At 42.6% G+C, this 19014-nt stretch carries 15 protein-coding genes and 6 tRNA genes; 3 read left to right on the top strand and 18 right to left on the bottom strand.

Annotated features, from left to right (window positions below; all coding sequences use genetic code 11):
• Positions 1-271: 271 nt before the first annotated feature.
• Positions 272-358, bottom strand: a tRNA-Ser gene (locus HXT24_RS02420).
• Positions 359-477: 119 nt separating this feature from the next.
• Positions 478-1416 carry an EamA family transporter gene (locus HXT24_RS02415; protein WP_004114330.1) on the bottom strand — a complete coding sequence of 313 codons (939 nt, stop codon included), beginning with the start codon at positions 1414-1416 and terminating at the stop codon, positions 478-480.
• 112 nt (positions 1417-1528) lie between these two features.
• Between HXT24_RS02415 and dinB the strand changes: the two genes are divergently transcribed.
• Positions 1529-2863 carry a DNA polymerase IV gene (gene dinB, locus HXT24_RS02410; RefSeq protein ID WP_422119554.1) on the top strand — a complete coding sequence of 445 codons (1335 nt, stop codon included), beginning with the start codon at positions 1529-1531 and terminating at the stop codon, positions 2861-2863.
• Here dinB and fdxA read toward each other — a convergent pair.
• The 10 genes from fdxA to HXT24_RS02360 form a co-directional block, all read right to left on the bottom strand.
• A complete protein-coding gene (gene fdxA, locus HXT24_RS02405) occupies positions 2860-3180 on the bottom strand; it encodes a ferredoxin (protein WP_004114327.1) in 321 nt (106 codons plus the stop codon). The two genes, dinB and fdxA, sit on opposite strands and share 4 nt — an antisense overlap.
• A 152-nt stretch (positions 3181-3332) precedes the next feature.
• Positions 3333-4964, bottom strand: coding sequence for an APC family permease (locus HXT24_RS02400; protein WP_004124285.1), 1632 nt, complete (start codon positions 4962-4964; stop codon positions 3333-3335).
• A 213-nt stretch (positions 4965-5177) separates the two neighbouring features.
• Positions 5178-6461, bottom strand: coding sequence for an FAD-binding protein (locus HXT24_RS02395; protein WP_422119553.1), 1284 nt, complete (start codon positions 6459-6461; stop codon positions 5178-5180).
• Positions 6462-6549: 88 nt separating this feature from the next.
• On the bottom strand, positions 6550-6720 hold the full coding sequence (rpmG, locus tag HXT24_RS02390; protein WP_004114322.1) for a 50S ribosomal protein L33: 171 nt from the start codon (positions 6718-6720) through the stop codon (positions 6550-6552).
• A gap of 50 nt (positions 6721-6770) precedes the next feature.
• A tRNA-Met gene (locus HXT24_RS02385) sits at positions 6771-6844 on the bottom strand.
• Between the two features lie 4 nt (positions 6845-6848).
• A tRNA-Thr gene (locus HXT24_RS02380) sits at positions 6849-6920 on the bottom strand.
• A 1-nt stretch (position 6921) separates the two neighbouring features.
• Positions 6922-7003 (bottom strand) — tRNA-Tyr (locus tag HXT24_RS02375).
• A gap of 128 nt (positions 7004-7131) precedes the next feature.
• Positions 7132-8226 carry a histidinol-phosphate transaminase gene (gene hisC, locus HXT24_RS02370; RefSeq protein WP_422119552.1) on the bottom strand — a complete coding sequence of 365 codons (1095 nt, stop codon included), beginning with the start codon at positions 8224-8226 and terminating at the stop codon, positions 7132-7134.
• A gap of 148 nt (positions 8227-8374) precedes the next feature.
• A complete protein-coding gene (gene groES / locus HXT24_RS02365) occupies positions 8375-8668 on the bottom strand; it encodes a co-chaperone GroES (RefSeq protein WP_004114319.1) in 294 nt (97 codons plus the stop codon).
• Positions 8669-8860: 192 nt separating this feature from the next.
• Positions 8861-9904 (bottom strand): hypothetical protein, encoded by a 1044-nt coding sequence (locus tag HXT24_RS02360; RefSeq protein WP_422119600.1) that lies wholly within the window; start codon positions 9902-9904, stop codon positions 8861-8863.
• A gap of 240 nt (positions 9905-10144) precedes the next feature.
• Here HXT24_RS02360 and HXT24_RS02355 point away from each other — a divergent pair, with 240 nt between their 5' ends.
• Positions 10145-10321 carry an FmdB family zinc ribbon protein gene (locus tag HXT24_RS02355; protein WP_004114314.1) on the top strand — a complete coding sequence of 59 codons (177 nt, stop codon included), beginning with the start codon at positions 10145-10147 and terminating at the stop codon, positions 10319-10321.
• 171 nt (positions 10322-10492) lie between these two features.
• A complete protein-coding gene (locus HXT24_RS02350; protein ID WP_422119551.1) occupies positions 10493-11164 on the top strand; it encodes a hypothetical protein in 672 nt (223 codons plus the stop codon).
• A gap of 7 nt (positions 11165-11171) precedes the next feature.
• On the opposite strand, the gene HXT24_RS02345 is transcribed toward HXT24_RS02350, so the two are convergent.
• The 6 genes from HXT24_RS02345 to gltX form a co-directional block, all read right to left on the bottom strand.
• Positions 11172-11375, bottom strand: coding sequence for a hypothetical protein (locus tag HXT24_RS02345; protein ID WP_004114310.1), 204 nt, complete (start codon positions 11373-11375; stop codon positions 11172-11174).
• Positions 11376-11402: 27 nt separating this feature from the next.
• Complete coding sequence (locus HXT24_RS02340; protein WP_422119550.1) at positions 11403-15221, bottom strand: helicase; 3819 nt, start codon at positions 15219-15221, stop codon at positions 11403-11405.
• Positions 15222-15239: 18 nt separating this feature from the next.
• Positions 15240-16712 (bottom strand): FHA domain-containing protein, encoded by a 1473-nt coding sequence (locus tag HXT24_RS02335; RefSeq protein ID WP_422119549.1) that lies wholly within the window; start codon positions 16710-16712, stop codon positions 15240-15242.
• A gap of 363 nt (positions 16713-17075) precedes the next feature.
• Positions 17076-17147, bottom strand: a tRNA-Gln gene (locus HXT24_RS02330).
• A gap of 40 nt (positions 17148-17187) precedes the next feature.
• Positions 17188-17260 (bottom strand) — tRNA-Glu (locus HXT24_RS02325).
• 185 nt (positions 17261-17445) lie between these two features.
• Positions 17446-19008 (bottom strand): glutamate--tRNA ligase, encoded by a 1563-nt coding sequence (gene gltX, locus HXT24_RS02320; protein WP_422119548.1) that lies wholly within the window; start codon positions 19006-19008, stop codon positions 17446-17448.
• Between the last annotated feature and the right edge of the window lie 6 nt (positions 19009-19014).

The following is a 19014-nucleotide window of genomic DNA, read 5'->3' as shown; positions in this document are numbered from 1 at the left end:
TCACGATGAGCTACAAGAACACTCATGGGTCTAACTATGGTTTAAGGAATTTCATATGTAAATAAAAATCTATCAATGTGGTTAAAGCCTATTTTAAAGGCAACTTATCCACAGAGTTATCCACAATAATTGCGGTTGCTTGCGACTATTCAATGGAGAACAGGGGTTATAGCCCAAAATATCTCAAGGGAAAAATTGTAATTACGGGAATCTACACAAAACGCAAAAAGCTCTAAATCATTGAAAAATCAACGATTTAGAGCTAAAACCGCGGAGTCAGAGAGATTCGAACTCTCGAGCCGCTTACACGACTAACACCTTAGCAGGGTGCCCCTATCGGCCACTCAGGCATGACTCCACTTTGTAGCTATTCAAGATAGCAACAGATTCAGACTATATCACCTCTTGAGGACGTGCACAATGCTTCAGCGACACACCAAACACGCAAAAGTGGATTGAATAGCCAAACAGCAAGATTTATGCAGGATTATGGTCTCCCGAAAATGTAATCGCAACAGCCAACATAACTAGAGCCATTCCACAAACATCAATCCAAGTTGGCACTTCTCCAAATCCCATTCCAACAACTGCCGCAATAGCAGGATATAAAGCCTGCATAACAGAATATCTTGCCGAAGACACGCGCTTTAAAAGAACCTGATCCAACAGCGTAGGAATAAAAGATGCGCATATCGCAATAACAACCATCAAAGCTAAAAGCTTTATAGAACCGCCAGACTGTGCAGCCCAAGTAGCTCCTGGCTTAGGGTATATAACATGAGAAATCGCAGGAACCGCAAGTACGCTAGACTGCAACAACCATCCAATTAAAATAGCTACACTAACTCTGTCTATAGCATTAGAACCTCTAGCCAACATTCGCCCAGAGACAATATACATTCCCCACATGGATCCGCCAATAAGAATTGCAACTAATCCAACAAGAAAATGCGGACTTTCATTAGAACCCATAGAAGCGCTTGCAAGAAGCACGATTCCACACGCGGCAATAACTATACCAATGCGCTCACGCCACGTTTTACCTGTTATAACAGCAACCATAAGCGGTCCTACAAACTCGATAGTAACTGCGACCCCCACAGCCATGCAACTAATAGCTAAATAAAACATGGTATTCATAAGAACAACGGAAATTCCTACTGCAACAACAATTAACCATTCTTTTAACGTTTTAGGCAAAGAATTGTGCGCGCGTTTTTTGTGCGAAAAAGGTCTTCTCCAAGCAAGCAAAAACAAAGTCATAAATCCAACGCGATACCACACAGAATACAACGGATCGAGCTGACTAAACGCGACTTTCGCTATTGATGTTGCTAAATAAACCATCGCCGCTTCTACAACAACAATAAGCAAAACAGGCATGCGATTTAGCGCGTTCACTATGATTTGTTTCATACAGCATACCCTACACGGCAGTAGTTATATTTGCATATTTTGACTATATTTTTCGTAAAATTTATTACGACACACTATAGATAAAATCGAACGTTTGTTCTACTATAAATCCATGAGCACAGCACCGCGAGTTACAGCAGCTAAACGCGACTGGGGGCATGACACGTCTGGCTGCACAATACTTCATATCGATATGGATGCGTTTTACGCATCACTCGAGGCGGCGCGTAATCCTAGGTTACTTGGTAAACCTGTGATTATTGGTACAGGTTCGCGCTCCGTAGTTTCGGCAGCCAGCTACGAGGCACGTAAGTATGGCGTGAATTCAGCTATGCCTACAGCGCGAGCACGAAGCTTGTGCCCTAATGGCATTTTCTTGCCGGTAGATATGCCATACTACGTTTCCATTTCATCTAGGATTTTTAAGGAGGTTTTTTCAAAAATCACAGATAGGGTTGAACGAGTCTCTGTAGACGAATGTTATATGGATGTTAACTCCGCACTTTTACGCTGGCATTCGCCTATTGTTATAGGCGAATGGATACGAAGCGAAGTCGCGCGTAAGTTTCATATCACCTGCTCAGTGGGAATAGCATCCAATAAATTAATAGCAAAAATGGCATCAACAAATGCAAAGCCAAATGGAATGCTGGTTGTCCCCCAGAACCGCAACGCTGACTTTGTGTCAATAATGCCATTACGAGCAATACCAGGAATTGGACCAGCTCTGGCAAAAAAGCTAGCAGCATGGGGAATAAATAGTATAGAAACACTAAGAAATATAGATGAAAAGACTCTGGAACGAATTGCCGGCTCTAAGATTGTTGCACAAATGCTTTATAACACTTCGCGCGGAATCGATAATCGGCAAGTCATGCCCCATGTTCCAGAAAAATCCATCGGTACAGAACAAACTCTCAATTCTGACACCACGGATATTGCAGCAGTGAAAAACCTGATCAGGCACTGCTGCAATGACGTGGCGCAAGAACTACGCAAACGCAATATGGCAACCAAAACTGTCACGTTAAAGCTACGATTCAGTGATTTGCACTATGTTACTAGATCTAAAACGTTAAGAAACGCAACGGATTCTTCCCATGAATTATATAAGCACGTTGACGCATTGTTAATGCACGCAAACCCTATAGTACACAATCATAAATTAGGCGGAAATAATATTTGCTTATTAAGCCCAGTTAGACTGGCAGGAGTAAGCGCCAGCAATCTTGTAAAATGCAGCGAAACGTTCATTCAACCAACTATTAATGACATTCTTGAAGAAAGCAAAAGAGAAACCGCAATAAACAACGATACATACAAAAATCCAACACCAATTAGAGAAAACGCAGTAAAAAATACTTATGCACGAATAAGTCACGCAGAACATGTTTTAGATGCTGTAAGAGAAAAATATGGAAACAATGCGGCGCAACTAGGTATTTAAGCATCTCTTTTAGGAAGAGCAGCTACACGATCTTCATCCCAGCCAGATGGACCAGCTTCTTGCGCTCCACCTAAATCACCAAGTTTGTTAAAGTACTCTACTGCAGCGTCTTTATACCATTCCCATTCTTCTGGAACATCGTCCTCGTAGAAAATGGCTTCTACAGGACAAGCTGGTTCACAAGCACCACAATCAACGCATTCATTAGGGTTTATGTAAAGCGTGCGATCGCCTTCGTAAATGCAATCAACAGGGCACTCGTCAACACACGCTTTATCTTTAACGTCAACGCATGGCTCTGCAATAACATAAGGCATAACAAACGCACACTTTCACACTCAAAAATAAACTAACTCTTCTATTATAGTTCACGTTACGAGTGCAAAACGCATTGAGTCGGCATACGTAATCGCATACCGACTCAATACAGTTAAATTAATATATCTAATTAATATATCAAAGGCAAAGCTTACTGAGCAGCCTCTTGAGAAGACCCAACGGCCGCCTCTTGAGCAGCTTCAGCTCGCGCTTGGTCTTCCGACTCGCCTTCCGCAACTTTTTCGGCGGCAGCAGCATCTTGTGTAAACAAGGTTTCTACTGGAACACCAAGCTTCTTAGCTTTACGAAGTTGCCTTCCAAGCAAAGAATTGCGGTAGGAATATCCGAAGTACACAGTAAAGCCGATTGCAAGCCAAATCGCAAAACGAATCCATGTAAGCACGGAAAGGTTTAGCATAAGCCAGAATGTAGAAAGCGCAGCGAAAATAGGTAAAACTGGATTCCATGGAACCATAAAGGATCGATGCAAATCTGGTCTACGCATACGCATAATTGGAACACCAGCAGAAACGAGCAAGAATGCAGAAAGCGTACCGATATTCACCATATCAGAAAGAATTCCAATATCTAATGTAGAAGCGATTATAGCAACTACAATGCCAGAAACAATCTGAATACGTGCAGGAATACCGCGTTTGCTAACCTTAGAGAAGCTACGAGGAAGAAGACCATCGCGGCTCACAGCAAACACGATACGCGTAAGACCAAGAAGAAGAACCATAACAACAGTTGTTAAGCCGATTACAATGCCAAGAGAAATAATCTTTGCTGCCCAAGTTGCGCCTACAAGCTCAAAGCTTGTAGAAAGCGAAGGAGCCTCTTGCTTAGCCAAATCCTTGTACGAAACCATGCCAGTTGTAACAACAGCAACAAGAATGTAAAGAACAGTCACAATCAAAAGACCAAGACCAATGCCTTTAGGAATGTTCTTGTGTGGGTCCTTAGTTTCTTCTGCCGTAGTTGCAACAACGTCGAATCCAATAAATGCAAAGAACACAAGTGCTGCGCCAGAAAGAATACCAGTAACGCCGTAAACAGCTGGCTGCATGCCAGTAAGCCACTGCCAAAGCGGCTGGCTCATTGTGCCAGAAACGTGGATTCCCTTAACGCTAGCAACATCTGTTGCAGGTGGAACGAATGGAGTGAAGTTAGAAGCCTTAATGTAGAAGAATCCAACAACAACAACGAACAGAACAATACCAATCTTCAAGATTGTTAAAGCGCCATCAAAACGAGCAGAAAGCTTTGTTCCAACAACAAGCATAATCGTAAAGAATGCAACGATAACTACTGGAGCAAGATCGAAAGTAAAATTACCTAGCTTTACCGAAGTAGATACGTTAAGACCAAACAAGTGCATTAAATCGTTAAGATAAACGCCCCAATATTTGGCTATAACGGATCCTGCCATAAGCATTTCCAGAATCATATCCCAACCAATAATCCAAGCAATAAGCTCGCCTACTGTGGTATACGTAAAGGTGTATGCAGAACCAGCAACAGGAATCATCGAAGCAAACTCCGCGTAGCACATTGCAGCCGTTCCGCAAACAATACCAGCGATGATAAAGCTAATAATAACTGCAGGACCTGCGTGGAACGCTGCAGCCTGAGCACCAACGGAGAAGATGCCAGCACCAACCGCCACAGCTACTCCCATAACTGCCAAATCCCATGCATTTAACGTACGCTTAAGATGGCGATCACCATCCATTGTTTCTGCAATAGTCTGTTCAACAGACTTTTTTCTCCATATTTGCATAATCCAACCTTCTCTAAAACTACGTCTAAAACATTCCATATAAGGGTATATATGTTATTAATCGCAAAAAATACAGTTCAACACACATTAAGTGCAATCAAACAATAATTTTTACGATATTAAAAGAGCATAGTACTGTGTTCAGCGGAAAATCACAACACAAATCGCGATTTATTATGTTAAATTATGCTAAATTTGTGTTAACAACTTACATTAACAATCTAAGTTAATGCCGATTAGAACAGGCTCTGGAACAAGTTTTACGCCAAAAGAATCATAAACACCATCTATGATTTTGCGCGCTAAATCAACAATATCTTTGCATTTTGCATTATTGCGATTGGTCAATGCCAAAGTATGCAAAGAAGACAACCCAGCCTCACTTTTTATACCATTGTTTTGTGTAAGCCTAAATCCTTTATAGAATCCAGAATGATCTATCAGCCATGCTGCAGAGGTCTTGACACCCTTAGATCCATCTGTCAAAGTGGCGTCAAATCGCGGAGCGTCTTCTGGGAGCAAATCTGCCTGAGATTCTGTCAAAATCGGATTCATAAAGAAACTTCCACAACTATGACGATCGGCATACTTAGAATCGCCGTCTAACAAATCTCCACAAACATAGTCTTCATTTTGAAGACTAACCGCAGACTCAACACCGCTTTCGCTTTTTGCGTAGCACATCCACTTATTTGCGTAGCGCATAGCATCTTCAAGCATGCCCTTAGACGCTCTAACGCGCAAAACTTCGCGACGAATCTTAGATGTTTCCATCCTATCGCCAACTTGCACGCCAAGCGCGTGAGCAAGCTGAGAATGTGCCACAATCCCCGTTTTTGAATGCTTTAAGCAAAAAGTAACAGATAAAACAACGTATCTAGGCGTTGGGAAGAAGCAATCGGCAGCAACACCAGGCGCCTTATACATGCTTTTTTTAAGAACAGACGTGCGGTATCCAAACTTAAGATCCGCAAGATTCATATAAAAAGTTGTTTTATCTTTACGATCCCAAACCTCTACACATTCAACGCTTTGCGCCACTTCCGCACCATATGCGCCAATGTTTTGCACAACAGATGCTCCAACAGTTCCAGGAATACCAGATAGCGCTTCTACGCCTTCTAAGCCAAGCTGAATCGTATGCGATACAAAATCATCCCAATTGCATCCTGCTTCTGCACTAACGTGAACTAAACAATCTCCACTATCCTTATCAACGCCATCTTCGCTAGGAGCCGCCTCATCTAAAACACAAATTTCACGCCGAGCATCGCGCACAACAACTCCGTTAAACAACTCGTCGCTAACGAGCATGTTAGATCCACCACCAATAACACACAATGGCAATCCCGCACAATCGGCATCTTCTACAGCTTCAATAACAGCCACCCTGCTATTAGGCTCTACAAAACGAGCAATACTACCCCCAACCCCAATTGTTGTAAGGTCTGCGAAAGTTGGATTATCAGATTTCGATAAGGATGATTGCATACTCATATGCCTAATCCTAACAGCACTAAATAACAAAAAACCCCGCAAAACGCGGGGTAAATAAAGCTACAAAACTTCGCCGAAGCTCACTCGCTTAGCGAGTCTCGCGATGGAGAGTATGCTTGCCGCAACGTGGGCAGAACTTGCTCAACTCGAGACGATCAGGCGTATTACGACGATTCTTCGTCGTGATGTAATTACGCTCCTTGCACTCCGTGCATGCAAGCGTAATGCCTGGACGGATGTCTGCGCTCTTACTTGCCATTTCGTTCACCTCTAGAATGTTGTGTGTTGACCAACTCCTGCTGGCCATTGTAGCGAGGAAGAGACTCGAACTCTTGACCTTACGATTATGAGTCGTACGCTCTAGCCAGCTGAGCTACCCCGCCAGAGAGCCTCGAGTGAGAATCGGACTCACGACCTCTTCCTTACCAAGGAAGTGCTCTACCACTGAGCTATCGAGGCGTGGCGGGTAGTGGATTTGAACCACTGAAGCACGAAGCAACTGATTTACAGTCAGTCCCATTTGGCCGCTCTGGTAACCCGCCAATGTTTCCGAACGGAGAAGAATATCTCCAAACGGCAACTTTGTTATTTTGCCACGAACGCGAGACTAATGCAAGATTAAGACACGCCGAAAGGCAAAAACCGCATCTAAATGCAGTCAAAAATATGATTATTTAAGCAAAAAACCATCTTTCTTTAAAGACTCGCATATTTTAAGAACACGGTCATTTGCTTCGGTTTCCGCAATTGTTATGCGAATACCTTCTCCAGCAAAAGCTCGCACAGAAAGACCTGCATCAACAAAACGCTGATTAGCTCGCTCTGTGTCTTCACCAAACGGCATCCAGAAGAAGTTTGCATACGGCTCGGCAATATTCCACCCTTGTTCACGCAAACCGCTTACAACGCGATTACGCTCCTTAACAAGCGCATCTACGCGATTGTGCATCTCTACAAGCGCTTGAGGTTCCAAAGAGGCAATGGCAGCCACTTGTGCAATTTGGCTTACTCCAAACGGAACAGCCACTTTTCTCATGCCGTCTACAACATCTGCAGCGCCAATAGCGTATCCAATGCGTAAGCCAGCTAAACCGTATGCCTTAGAGAATGTTTGAGCAACAACAACGTTTGGATATTCGCGGTAAAGTTGCATGCCATCTGCCGTGCCTTTTGCGTTGTTAAATTGCACATACGCTTCGTCAATAAGCACCAAAACGTCGCTTGGTACAGCATCCAAAACCTTTCTAGCATCCTCATCAGAAAGTTGCGCGGATGTAGGATTGTTTGGATTGTTCAAAATAACAAGACGCGTGCGCTCATTAATTGCATCAATCATTGCGTCCACATCGTGCGATCCATCTGCGCGATTAGGAATTTTAACGCTTGTAGCGCCAGCACCCGTAACAATAATTGGATATGCCTCAAAGCTTCTCCAAGGGTATATAACTTCGTCTCCAGGACCCGCGACTAAGTCTACGAGCTGCGTAATAACCTCCGTGGAGCCGCAGCCAAGCACAACTTCATCAGGAGTAACGCTAAACTTTTTAGCTAACTCTTCTACAACTTCTGTTCCACGCATATTTGGGTAACGATTAATAACATCTAATGCGCGACTAGAAATGGCGTTTTTCACACTTTCTAACGGCTCAAATGGGTTTTCGTTGCTCGAAATCTTATATGCGCGAATGCCGTCTAATGCGGGCGCTGGTTTGCCTTGCTTGTAATTTGGCAAACTATCTAAAATACTGCGGTGTTTGTAATCCATGATTTTATAATAGTCGCGTCTTAAACAAATTAAGCAAAAACGCTGAAAACAGCGGCGAACCGTTATTTTCAGCGTTAAATAGATTCAAATATTATTTGATTAATTACAAGCGATTAACAAAGCAATCAACCAAACAATTAATCAAAAATCAGCCAAGGATTGCAAGAACGTCACGAGACGAAACAATTAAATAATCTTCGCCTTCGTAATGAACTTCTGTGCCGCCATACTTGGAGTAAAGAACCTTGTCTCCAACTTTAACGTCCATAGGAATGCGCTCACCCTTGTCGTCGCGACGACCTGGTCCAACAGCCAATACTTCGCCCTGTTGTGGCTTTTCCTTAGCGTTATCTGGAATATACAAGCCAGAAGCAGTTTGAGTTTCTGCCTGAGCTTGCTTAACAATAATCTTATCTTCCAACGGTGTGAGCTTAATCGACACTGTCGCCACCTCTTTCTTAAGAGAAATGTAACTATTCGCACAAATAATATTGACGAGGCTGACGATCACGTCAAAACTATCGCGCACTGTGACTTATAATAGCGCGTTTTTAGCACTCTACCAACTAGAGTGCTAAAATTTTGGAAAATTTTTTAAAAATATGTGTATTTTAATCTACTTTTAAACTTATTTTCATGCAGTGCGACGAGCTAAAACATCTCGCAAATCAGCTTTTCCTAATGAATCTTCAGTACTAACTGGTGGTTCCACATTATTATCGGAAGCTTCTTTAGTAGAAAGCGGTTTTTTAGCTGAAATTGCCTTAGCAACCTGCTTAGTGGACTTTATTTCCAAGCTTAACGGACCATTATTCTTGTCATTTGAAGAATATTCTGTAGAATCAGACCCAAACGAGAAAGATATTAAATCTTGATGAGATTCAGACGAATCAGACGCGCCAGAAGAATAAGATACATCAGGCAAAGACGATGACTGATTACCAGCAGATACATAATCATTAGCATTCTGCGAATTGACGCGTTCTAAAGCCATACTAATTTCACGCTGCTGCATAACAGAAGTTTCTGTATTGTCTTGAGTGTTCGACGAATATTGTGTAACAGAACCTGATGAATAATTTTGATACTCTTCTTCATGAGCTACAACAGAATTGACAATTGCGTCAAAAACTGGTTCCACAATAGATTCACCAGATTCGCCATAACCTTTTTTACCATAGTTTTGCGGCACTCCAGCAGATTTGTTATAAGCAGCAACGCGCGCTTCCCAATCTCGCGCATGCTTTGCCGCAATAGAACCAAAGTAAAGAACTGCTGAAACCATAGCGAATGGTATAAGAGCGAACCAAGCAGAATATAATCCAGACAAACCAGCTACAAGAACCACAAGTGTCAAGAAAACAAGCGAAAAAACCAAAACACGGCGACGACGAACCGCAGCGCGACGAAGAGCACGAATACGAGCAACATGTTGCGGAGTAAAATTATCTCTTAACACCTTTGACTTATTGCTCTTATTTTTAGTGTTCTTATTTTTATCCGATCGCTTCTCTGACGGTTGCATTCCAACCCCTTTCGCCATCGCACCACTACACTCATGGAACAGCGAAGCACTACGCTCATCCACAATATGCAGCGAAGGTGAATACCTATCTTCGCTGTGTTCCAACATTGACTTCATGCTGTTAACAGTGCGCTTAGGCAACCAACCAAACATTAAGGCTATGATGATGATTAATACAATTAACGCACTCACCGATTCATAACCCATACGTATAAATATAAAGTGCGTTACGGATGTGAAGAGCCAAAACCAATTCGGCGTGTCGCAATTATAGGAATTATTACATTAAATTTTTACAAATTACTGCATCTTTTTGCATATATTTTAAGTCATCTTTCATGCGGTGCGGGAATGAGCTAGGATATGTGATGGAAATAAAGATCGGAGGAACCGTTGCCTACTTATCATTACCGTTGCAAGCAATGTGGATATGATTTTTCGGAATATCAATCGTTTGAAGATGACCCAATTACAGTGTGTCCAAAATGCGGAAAACCAGAACTTCGTAAGGTGTTTTCTGCGCCACCAATCAATTTTAAAGGTAGCGGATTTTATCGCACTGATAAATAATTTTTCAAGCAGGTACAAACAATTTGTGGAAATGTGCATAAACAATTTCGCTTATTAGCAAATTTGTGGAAAAGTGCATAAAAATCGTCTGATTTACAATAGAAAATAACCTTTAACCACATTGACAAAAATATCTTGTAGAAGCATCACCTTTTATTAGATGATGCTTCTATGAGCATGATATCAATATTAAAAAACACATCTAGCACGCATGATGCGCACGAAAATCAAGTGCCAGTCATGCTTTTAAAACGCAGGCAGAAAGCACTTTTGTTAAATGCGCTTACCGTATTTTTTATTAGCGTTGCAACACTTATTGCAATAAATATGATTACGAGCTGTCAAGAAACGCAAATCATACCTGTAGCAATTAGAGATATATCTAAAGGCACCCTTATTAAACAAGATGATTTGTCTTATGTTAACGTGCCCAAAAACAGTGTTTTTAATCATGTTATTAATAAAGATTTGATCAAAAATGCTATTATCGCAACCTGCAATATCAAATATGGTATGCCTATTTTTACTAGTCAGATTACGCAACAAGCAAAAATTCCACCAGGATTCACAACGATTTCAATAAAACTGGCAAGCAACAACCAAGATTTAAACATTGGCGAAAATATTTCGATAGCATTTAGCAAAGTTTCAAGAGGAGACAACAACGAGAATGACATTGTTCAAGAAAATAAAAACATTTCTTTTATCCACGACGTAATAGTAGTCAAGGCAGGTAATTCATCTCAAAACGCGTTACTAGCCATGCCTGCAGAGTCTGCGTTACAGATAATAAATACACAATCTATTATTCCAAACCTTGCGGTTATTGCAATACGAGGATAAAACAGCTTTACCTACCACGTTCACTAAAAACTGCCCAATGAGGAGGAAGCTCTCCAAGAATACGATTATCGTCATCTTTAGAGCGCTGGTCTAAAGTCTGAAAATCCGAAGGCTCCAGCTTAACGCCATCAGCATCAAAAAGCTCAGAGCCTTTACGAACTACTCGATTATGCGTTCTAGAACATCTGCGATTGGGATTATAGTCACTCACTTATAGTCACTCACCTATCACAGCTCACTAATCTTCACCGTAAAGCTCGCCTATTCGAGAAACGACCCGCTCAACCTCTTTTTCAGGATTTACGAATGCTCCAACGCTCCAAACATTCATAACAGACCAGCCAAGATACTCTAAATCTTGAGCAAACATGCGATGACGTTCACGCGTTGATTCTATATTCATAAATCTCATATCATCCGTTAAAACAGCAAGAGCAAAAGGCTTATCTGGCAAACCAACAACAAGAGGAATACTGTGTTCCTTACCAAATCCGTAATTCACCGCTACGCACAATCCGCGAGCGCGAATACGATCCGCCAAATCAGTAAACAAAACATTATTAAAACTGTCTACTGAAGAATCAAAAGCCTCCGCACGCGCACCTGCAGCTTCTGCCTTATCTTCTGCCTTATCTTGATCATATTCAGGTTTTGCTTCATCAAAATCAGTTGGATTTACTGGACTATCATCCAACTGCTCAGCCCAAATAAGCAATTCTTTAAGCAGCTTAGGACCATCCTGATGCAAACGTTCATCTTCCATATCACTAGATTTAAACGCGCAAACAATATCTAAATTCCTACGAGCTAATGCTAACGAATCAAGAAGTATGCCCTTACCGCCTTCTTCTTCCAAAACACCAAATTGTTGCAAAAGCCTACCGTGAGAAGTTTTTGCATAGCATAAGGAAAGAATAACATCCGTAGCGGCAGCACCAACAGACTCACTAGCATCTACAAGACGAACATGGCGAAGGAATCTATTCATATTTTCATCTTTAATAGCAAGAGCCTTAAGCTCCGCTCCTAAACGATTCCTAAACACACTCGTAAGAGTTACAACTGCAAGAACATAGCTGGAAGGAACTACCGTGAAAGTCGTAGCACGCTGTTTTATCAAGGAAACAACTTCGTCAATTTCCCTCTGACTGCTCTCAATCAAACCAGTAGACATAACAGGAACACCAGAAGCCTCAACTTGGTGAAGCTTAACTTTACCTTGCATTCTATCTACAGGAACATCGTGACGAAGCGAACCATAACCATGATTTTCAAGGAAATTGGCAAGACGAAGAGAACGCCTAGTAGCACGAGATTTAACATGTACAGAAGGCAAAACACTAATCAAATCGTTAACACTCTGCGAACTTACCGTATTCTTATGAGCAATGACCACAACTTGGCGTGCACGAGCGAGAATGCTAAGAAGCTCAATATTGCTCAAATGCTCAACAGAATCAAGGATCACAATGTCTACAATCGGCTTAAATTCAGTCATCATAGTCAAAGTAGAAGGCATAGCAACCATAATTGGCTTAGCAGCAAGAAGAAGATCTGCATGAGAATTCATCAATTTGGTAAAAGTCACGCCAGAACTATTACTTGCCAGAGTTGTGTGAAGCTGATTAGCTTCCTGAGACCTAGAGAAAAGTAGTTCACACAAACGTTTTAGAGTCTCTTGTTGAACCATAGGTCCCACAGAACGCACATGCTCAGTATCTACCTGAACAAAACGGTCAGAAGCATCTTGCATAGCCGAACCATCTTGGTTAGAAATAATCGCGGAAGAATTAACGATATCTTCAAAAACCGTAGTCCACCAAGCCAAGTGAAGCTCACCATCTAACGCAGAACCAGTAACATTACGCCTACGCAAATCGCAAACAAGGTCTTCTAAACCAACACCGCGTAAATCGCGCTCAATCACACACCTACCAGGTAAAGTATCTAAGGAAGCACGATCGTCATGTAAAGCCTGTAAACGCTCATCAAGTTTAGTAAACTCAACATTTTCAAGATCAGCACCCAAACGCGTGGTGGAAAGAACAGCATCAAGAGCTACAAGATTACGATCCAAAAGCTCCTGAGTACTAACAATCTCATCTAACTTAGGCGGTAACACAGGCCACCCCCCATGAGGAACAAAAGTACGCCACTGAGCAGCTTGCTGAGCAACAATCTTCAAAGCCTCATGAAGATCATCTACTTTAGCTCCTACACGCAAAAGACTACGCGCTTCTTTAATATGACGTCTACGTTCCCAGAAGCCCATTACTGTACCTTCACGCTTGCGAACAGCTTTAGGCTTACTCGCTTCAATCATCGCGCTAAGATCACGTTCAAAAATATCTGCTTGGAAAACATCTAAAACTCGGCGAAGATTCTTTAACACCGTAACCTGTCTACCCCATTCGCGTGCGGTAGCAGGAACAGGGAAACCGCAGTTTTGAACAGTTGATTTAACATGTTCGCGTGCTGCAGGAAGAAGCTTTAGTAGAACATCTACAACGCGCTGATATACAGCAACAGCCTCATTCTCATTGAACAAAGACGCGCCAAACCACGGGGTATCTTCAGGCTTTATCGTAAATTCTCCAAGCTCATCTGCTTGATGTAATTTTTGCGCCCATTCATCTAAATGACCAGAAAGCGATCTTGCAGCAGCAACATCTAGTCTTACATGAGTACAAGGATGAGTAGGCAACATTGCAATAGCAGCAAGATTTTGCATTGTCTGATACGCTGATACACCCCAACGCTCATCTACTCCGTGCAAGTCTCCCAAATAACGATTTAAACGAGTTTTAACACCAACTAACTCGTCACAAACCTGCTCAAAACGGCTAGAAGCAACGCTTTGACGCGCCCCAACTGCAGCTATGAGCTGAGAATCCACATGTTTCGCAAGGTGAGAATCCGAAACGTCTAGCGCAAGCGAAGAAATCTCATTCGCACTAAGAGCATGACGGAATCGACGCTGTTGTTCCATAACATTTGGAACATATAAAATGGACTTTCCAGCAAGAACACAGCGTGAAGAAATTGCAGCCGCGATAGAAGCAGAATCAGATCCAGCATCCACGTCTAGCGCCAGAGAAACGCCATTAGCAGCTAAACCAGATGCATAACGTACAACATTATCTACATCACCGACTTCATATTCACCATGAGGGTCTACGTCTAGTGGAGAATACTCTTGCCTATCATTTGCTGCCAACTCTTTAAGCGCACGCTCATCGCCAGCAACCGCATCAATCATAGTGTTTCCAACATTCCCAACTTTAAGCGCCTGCAAAATCTGAGCGCTTTCAGCCAAAAATCTGGATCCCGAATCAGTAAAACATCCAAGAACAATATCTCGTTCAATATCAAAATCTGGGAACACGCTGCGAGCAGATGCACAAATTGCATCAAAAACAGCTGACGTTTCTGGTGTTCCGCTTTCATAGTTTGCGCCGTCAAAAAGCGCATCTTCACTAAGATTCACGCCTCTCTCTTGCAATCTAAGAACAAGAGCATGGTTTAAGCGCACATTGCCAGAAAAGTAGATTGTTGCGTATGTTTCATCCTTGCCAGAGTCTCGAATAACTCGCACTGGGTATGTTAAAACTGGCACATGATTACCGCTCCACGATGCCACTCCAACAACAAGCGAAAGCTCCGAAACACCATTTTCGTGCGCCTTATTATCTCTATCTTCAAAAACCCTGTCTAGTCTGCGCCCTGCTGCGCGCAACATTCCAGAATCGCGGAATAACGCCTGAAGAGTTACTTTTCCACTCGCAAAAAGTTGCGCTATCCCAGATGGGTGAGCATGCGTTAATTCTAATTGTGCGGAAAGTTTCGTTATGTCTTCAAGCGGCGAAGGCGCAAGCTGTGACTTGTATTGTTCACGCCAAGAGTTTATTCGCCTTAACTTTTCATCTCGCGAAGCTGTAGCCTGCGCACTTTCATGCTTTATTTGCACATTCTGCTCGTAAGCTTCTTGATAATTTTGTTCACTCGCATTATGTGCTTGATTTACTTGGCTTATAAAATCATTCTGTTCGCCGCTCATACTACTAAACTCCCCTGTTTATAAACCTACTGCGTTGCGATAAGCGTTATACCCGCTATTTTGCGCTAAAGCTTCATCTACGTCTGCATTGCCTTGAGCTGAAAGCCAAGCGTATAAATCGTCATAAAGACCTGTATTCATGGCTAAAAATGGAAGTAATTCTTGATATTTTGCTATCTCAAACTGCTTAGAGAAATCAGTGGTTTTCTGAGCTTCTTCCGAAGTGAATCCACCTGCTTGTACAATTTCTTTATGCGCATTGAATTCTCCATTTGACACTTTTTCGAACACAGACCCTGGTTCAAAAGCTGGAGTGTATTGCGAATCTTCTTGAATATTGACTGAATTGGATTGAATGAATTGTTCATGATTTAGTTGAATTTGAGGTTCATCTTGCAATGAATCGTCGGTTGCTTGCGACTCATCTTCTGCCCCATCTTGTAATTCATTCTCATCTTGATAATTGATTTGAATTTCTGCTATCTCTTCTTGTTCAGTATTCTGATCTTGCGTTGTATGATCCTCGTTTTCAACATCTACATTTTGTGAGTATTGAATATTAGAATCGTCTTGAACATCGTGAGAATCAAAAGAATCATTTGCAACAACACTGTTGTCAGAAATAGCAGCGTTACCTGCAACAGCACTGTTATCCACAATATTATCTGGATTTACAGTTTCATCACTATTAGTTTTGTCACTACTAGCTTGTGCTGCATTAACTTGTGATGCATTAGCTTGTGCTGCATTAGCTTGTGCTGCATCATCAAAAAGATTACGAGGTTCTGCAGCAGACTCAAAATCTTCACGCACAACAGGAAGAACAACCTGACTAGCAATCACGGGATCGCTTTGTTTTACAGGATTTACTGAGATATCAGCCTTGCTTGCACTATAAACATCATCAGCTTTACCGGCGGCATTTAATTTGGACTGATTATCCCACACTAAATTAGGGTGTGAAACAGATTGTGCACGGAAAACGCCTGTTGGCTCTCCAGCACGAATATCAAGAATATCATCGACCGACAAATCCGAAGCATCTGGCTCTTTAATGGAACCGTCAGCAGCATAAGAGAACAAGTCACGAACAGGCTCCGCACTATTTTCAGCCAAAGGAACTGGCTCTTCTATACGCACAAAGTCAATTGGCACATCTCCAAATTGCATGCGAACAATGCTATCTGGCATATGAAAATCAACATCTGGATCTAATCGCAGCAAATCGCCGCTTTCGTTTACAAGATAAGTTCCGTTTGTAGAATGCAAATCTCGAATAGTCGCCACGCCACTTGTGTCTACTATAAGAAGCGCATGCCTTTTAGACATTGAGCGCTTATTGTCTACAATGTCTACACGCATAAAACCGTCTTCGCGCAAAGGTCGTATAGGCTTTCTGCCGATCTCCACAGACTGACCCGCTCCAACGCGCGCCTGCTCGACACCACCTACTGTAATCATCCAACGCTGCAAGGTTTGTCGACTTCCCACGGAACCTGCTCCCTTCAAAAAACACACTACATACTATTGTGTCATGCTTTGTGTATATTGCGCGAATCGACAACTCCGAGCTGCATAATGCGCGAGATCACCCCGATTCGCTGGTCTATTAGAGCAGAAGCAATAGCTTGCGTTATATTTGTAGCTCACATGATGCGTTTGTAACGTTTTTACCGCAGAAAACGTTACAAACATCTCATCAATGATACAAATGTAACTAAAATCAGCCAAAAAACGTTACAAATGCCTCACACGCGATACAAATATAACAAACAAGAAAAGTACGAGCAATGTAAGCTATATCTTTTATCTTTGAAATACAAAAAAGCCCTCGTAAAATACGAGGGTTATTCGCTGGGGTACCTGGACTCGAACCAAGAATGGATGAACCAGAATCACCTGTGTTGCCAATTACACCATACCCCAATTGGCAGGCTTCGCGGCTCTTGGAACCGTTCCGTCTTTGTACCCCCGACCGGATTTGAACCGGTGTTGGCGCCGTGAGAGGGCGTAGTCCTAGGCCGCTAGACGACGGGGGCTTCATTTATCTGCTACGCCTCTAGACGCAACAAATGTCGACTTTACAACATAACAGCTCAATACGCAACCGCGGCGTGTCGAAAATATACTAAAACGCATAAAAAACAAAAAAGCGGAAATGCAGAATTACACTACATTCCCGCTTTATACAAAATCTACTTAAGATTTAAAAGCTATTTGCGATTTACAAATGCTCACGCAATCCAGTCAAACGAGCCAAAGTCACGTCTTTACCGACGATTTCCATGGACTCAAAAAGCGGAGGCGAAACTCTGCGACCAGAAAGAGCCACTCGCACAGGGCCAAATGCCAATCGCGGCTTGTATCCAGCTTCTTCAACAAGCTTCTTGTTCAAAAGCTCGTGCAAAGAATCCGTATGCCAATCAGAAGCATCAACACTTTGCAAAGCAGCGAGCGCAGCGTCAAGCACATCACCAGCAGATTCCTTAAGCTGCTTACGAGCGTCGTCATCTGGCTCAATGTAGCCATCTTCGCTCAACAAACTGCCAACCATTCCAGCAACTTCACCAAGCAAACGCACGCGAGGCTGAACAAGAGGAGCAGCAGCGGTGAGCACTTCACGCTCACGGTCAGTTAACGCATCCCAAGAATCCGCGCTAACTACGCCATCCTTATGCAAATAAGGCACAGAACGGTTCAAAAAATCTTGCGTATCAAGCATGCGAATATGCTCAGCGTTAATGGAAATTGCTTTGTCTAAGTCGAAGTGTGCAGGGTTTGCTTTAACGTCTCGCACATCAAACTTTTCAATCATCTCGTCCATAGTGAACACGTCGCGATCAGGCGCAATCGACCATCCAAGCAAAGCCAAGTAGTTCAGCAAGCCTTCTGGAATAAAGCCGTTATCTCTATGCAAGAACAAGTTGGACTCAGGGTCTCTCTTAGAAAGCTTCTTCTTGCCTTCGCCCATAACGTAAGGCATATGTCCGTAAAGCGGAGTTTCCTTCGCAATACCCATTTCCATAAGGTAACGGTAAAGCACAATCTGACGAGGCGTGGAGCTAAGAATATCCTCACCGCGCAAAACCACGTTTACATCCATTAATGCGTCGTCAACAGGGTTCGTAAGCGTGTAAAGTGGATCTCCATTCGGGCGCACAATCACATAATCTGGGACAGATCCAGCTTTAAAAGTGATTTCACCACGAATTAAATCGTTAAAAGTAATGTCTTCATTTGGCATCTTCAAGCGAAGTGCAGGCTTGCGACCTTCATCGCGGAAAGCTTGCTTCTGTTCCTCAGTAAGGTTGCGATCGTAACCATCATAGCCAAATTCAGCTGGCCGCCCTGCAGCAATATTGCGCTCTTTAATCTCTTCTGGAGTAGAGAAGGATTCGTAAGCATATCCTGCTTCAAAAAGCTTTTTCGCTACATCCTTATAAATTTCCATACGCTGAGACTGGCGGTAAGGGCCATTTTCTCCGCCAACATCAATGCCTTCGTCCCAATCAATATTGAGCCAACGAAGAGCCTCAATAATCTGCTGGTAGCTTTCCTCGCTATCTCGCTCATTATCTGTATCTTCAATGCGGAAAAGCAATTTGCCGTGAGTATGGCGAGCTTCCGCCCAGTTAAACAGCGCTGTACGAACCATGCCAACGTGAGGCGTGCCGGTTGGCGAAGGGCAAAAACGCACACGAACATTCTTTGGAAGTTCAGGCTTTGTGGATTTTGTTGCATTATTAGCAACTTCTTGAGTTTCCTCTGTATCAGTCATAGGTTCCATTGTGCC

The sequence above is a fragment of the Gardnerella sp. DNF00354 genome (genome assembly GCF_049262755.1).
Lineage (GTDB): Bacteria > Actinomycetota > Actinomycetes > Actinomycetales > Bifidobacteriaceae > Bifidobacterium > Bifidobacterium vaginale.
Note: the sequence above shows the minus strand (reverse complement) of the source record. Positions and strands in the feature narration are given on the sequence as shown.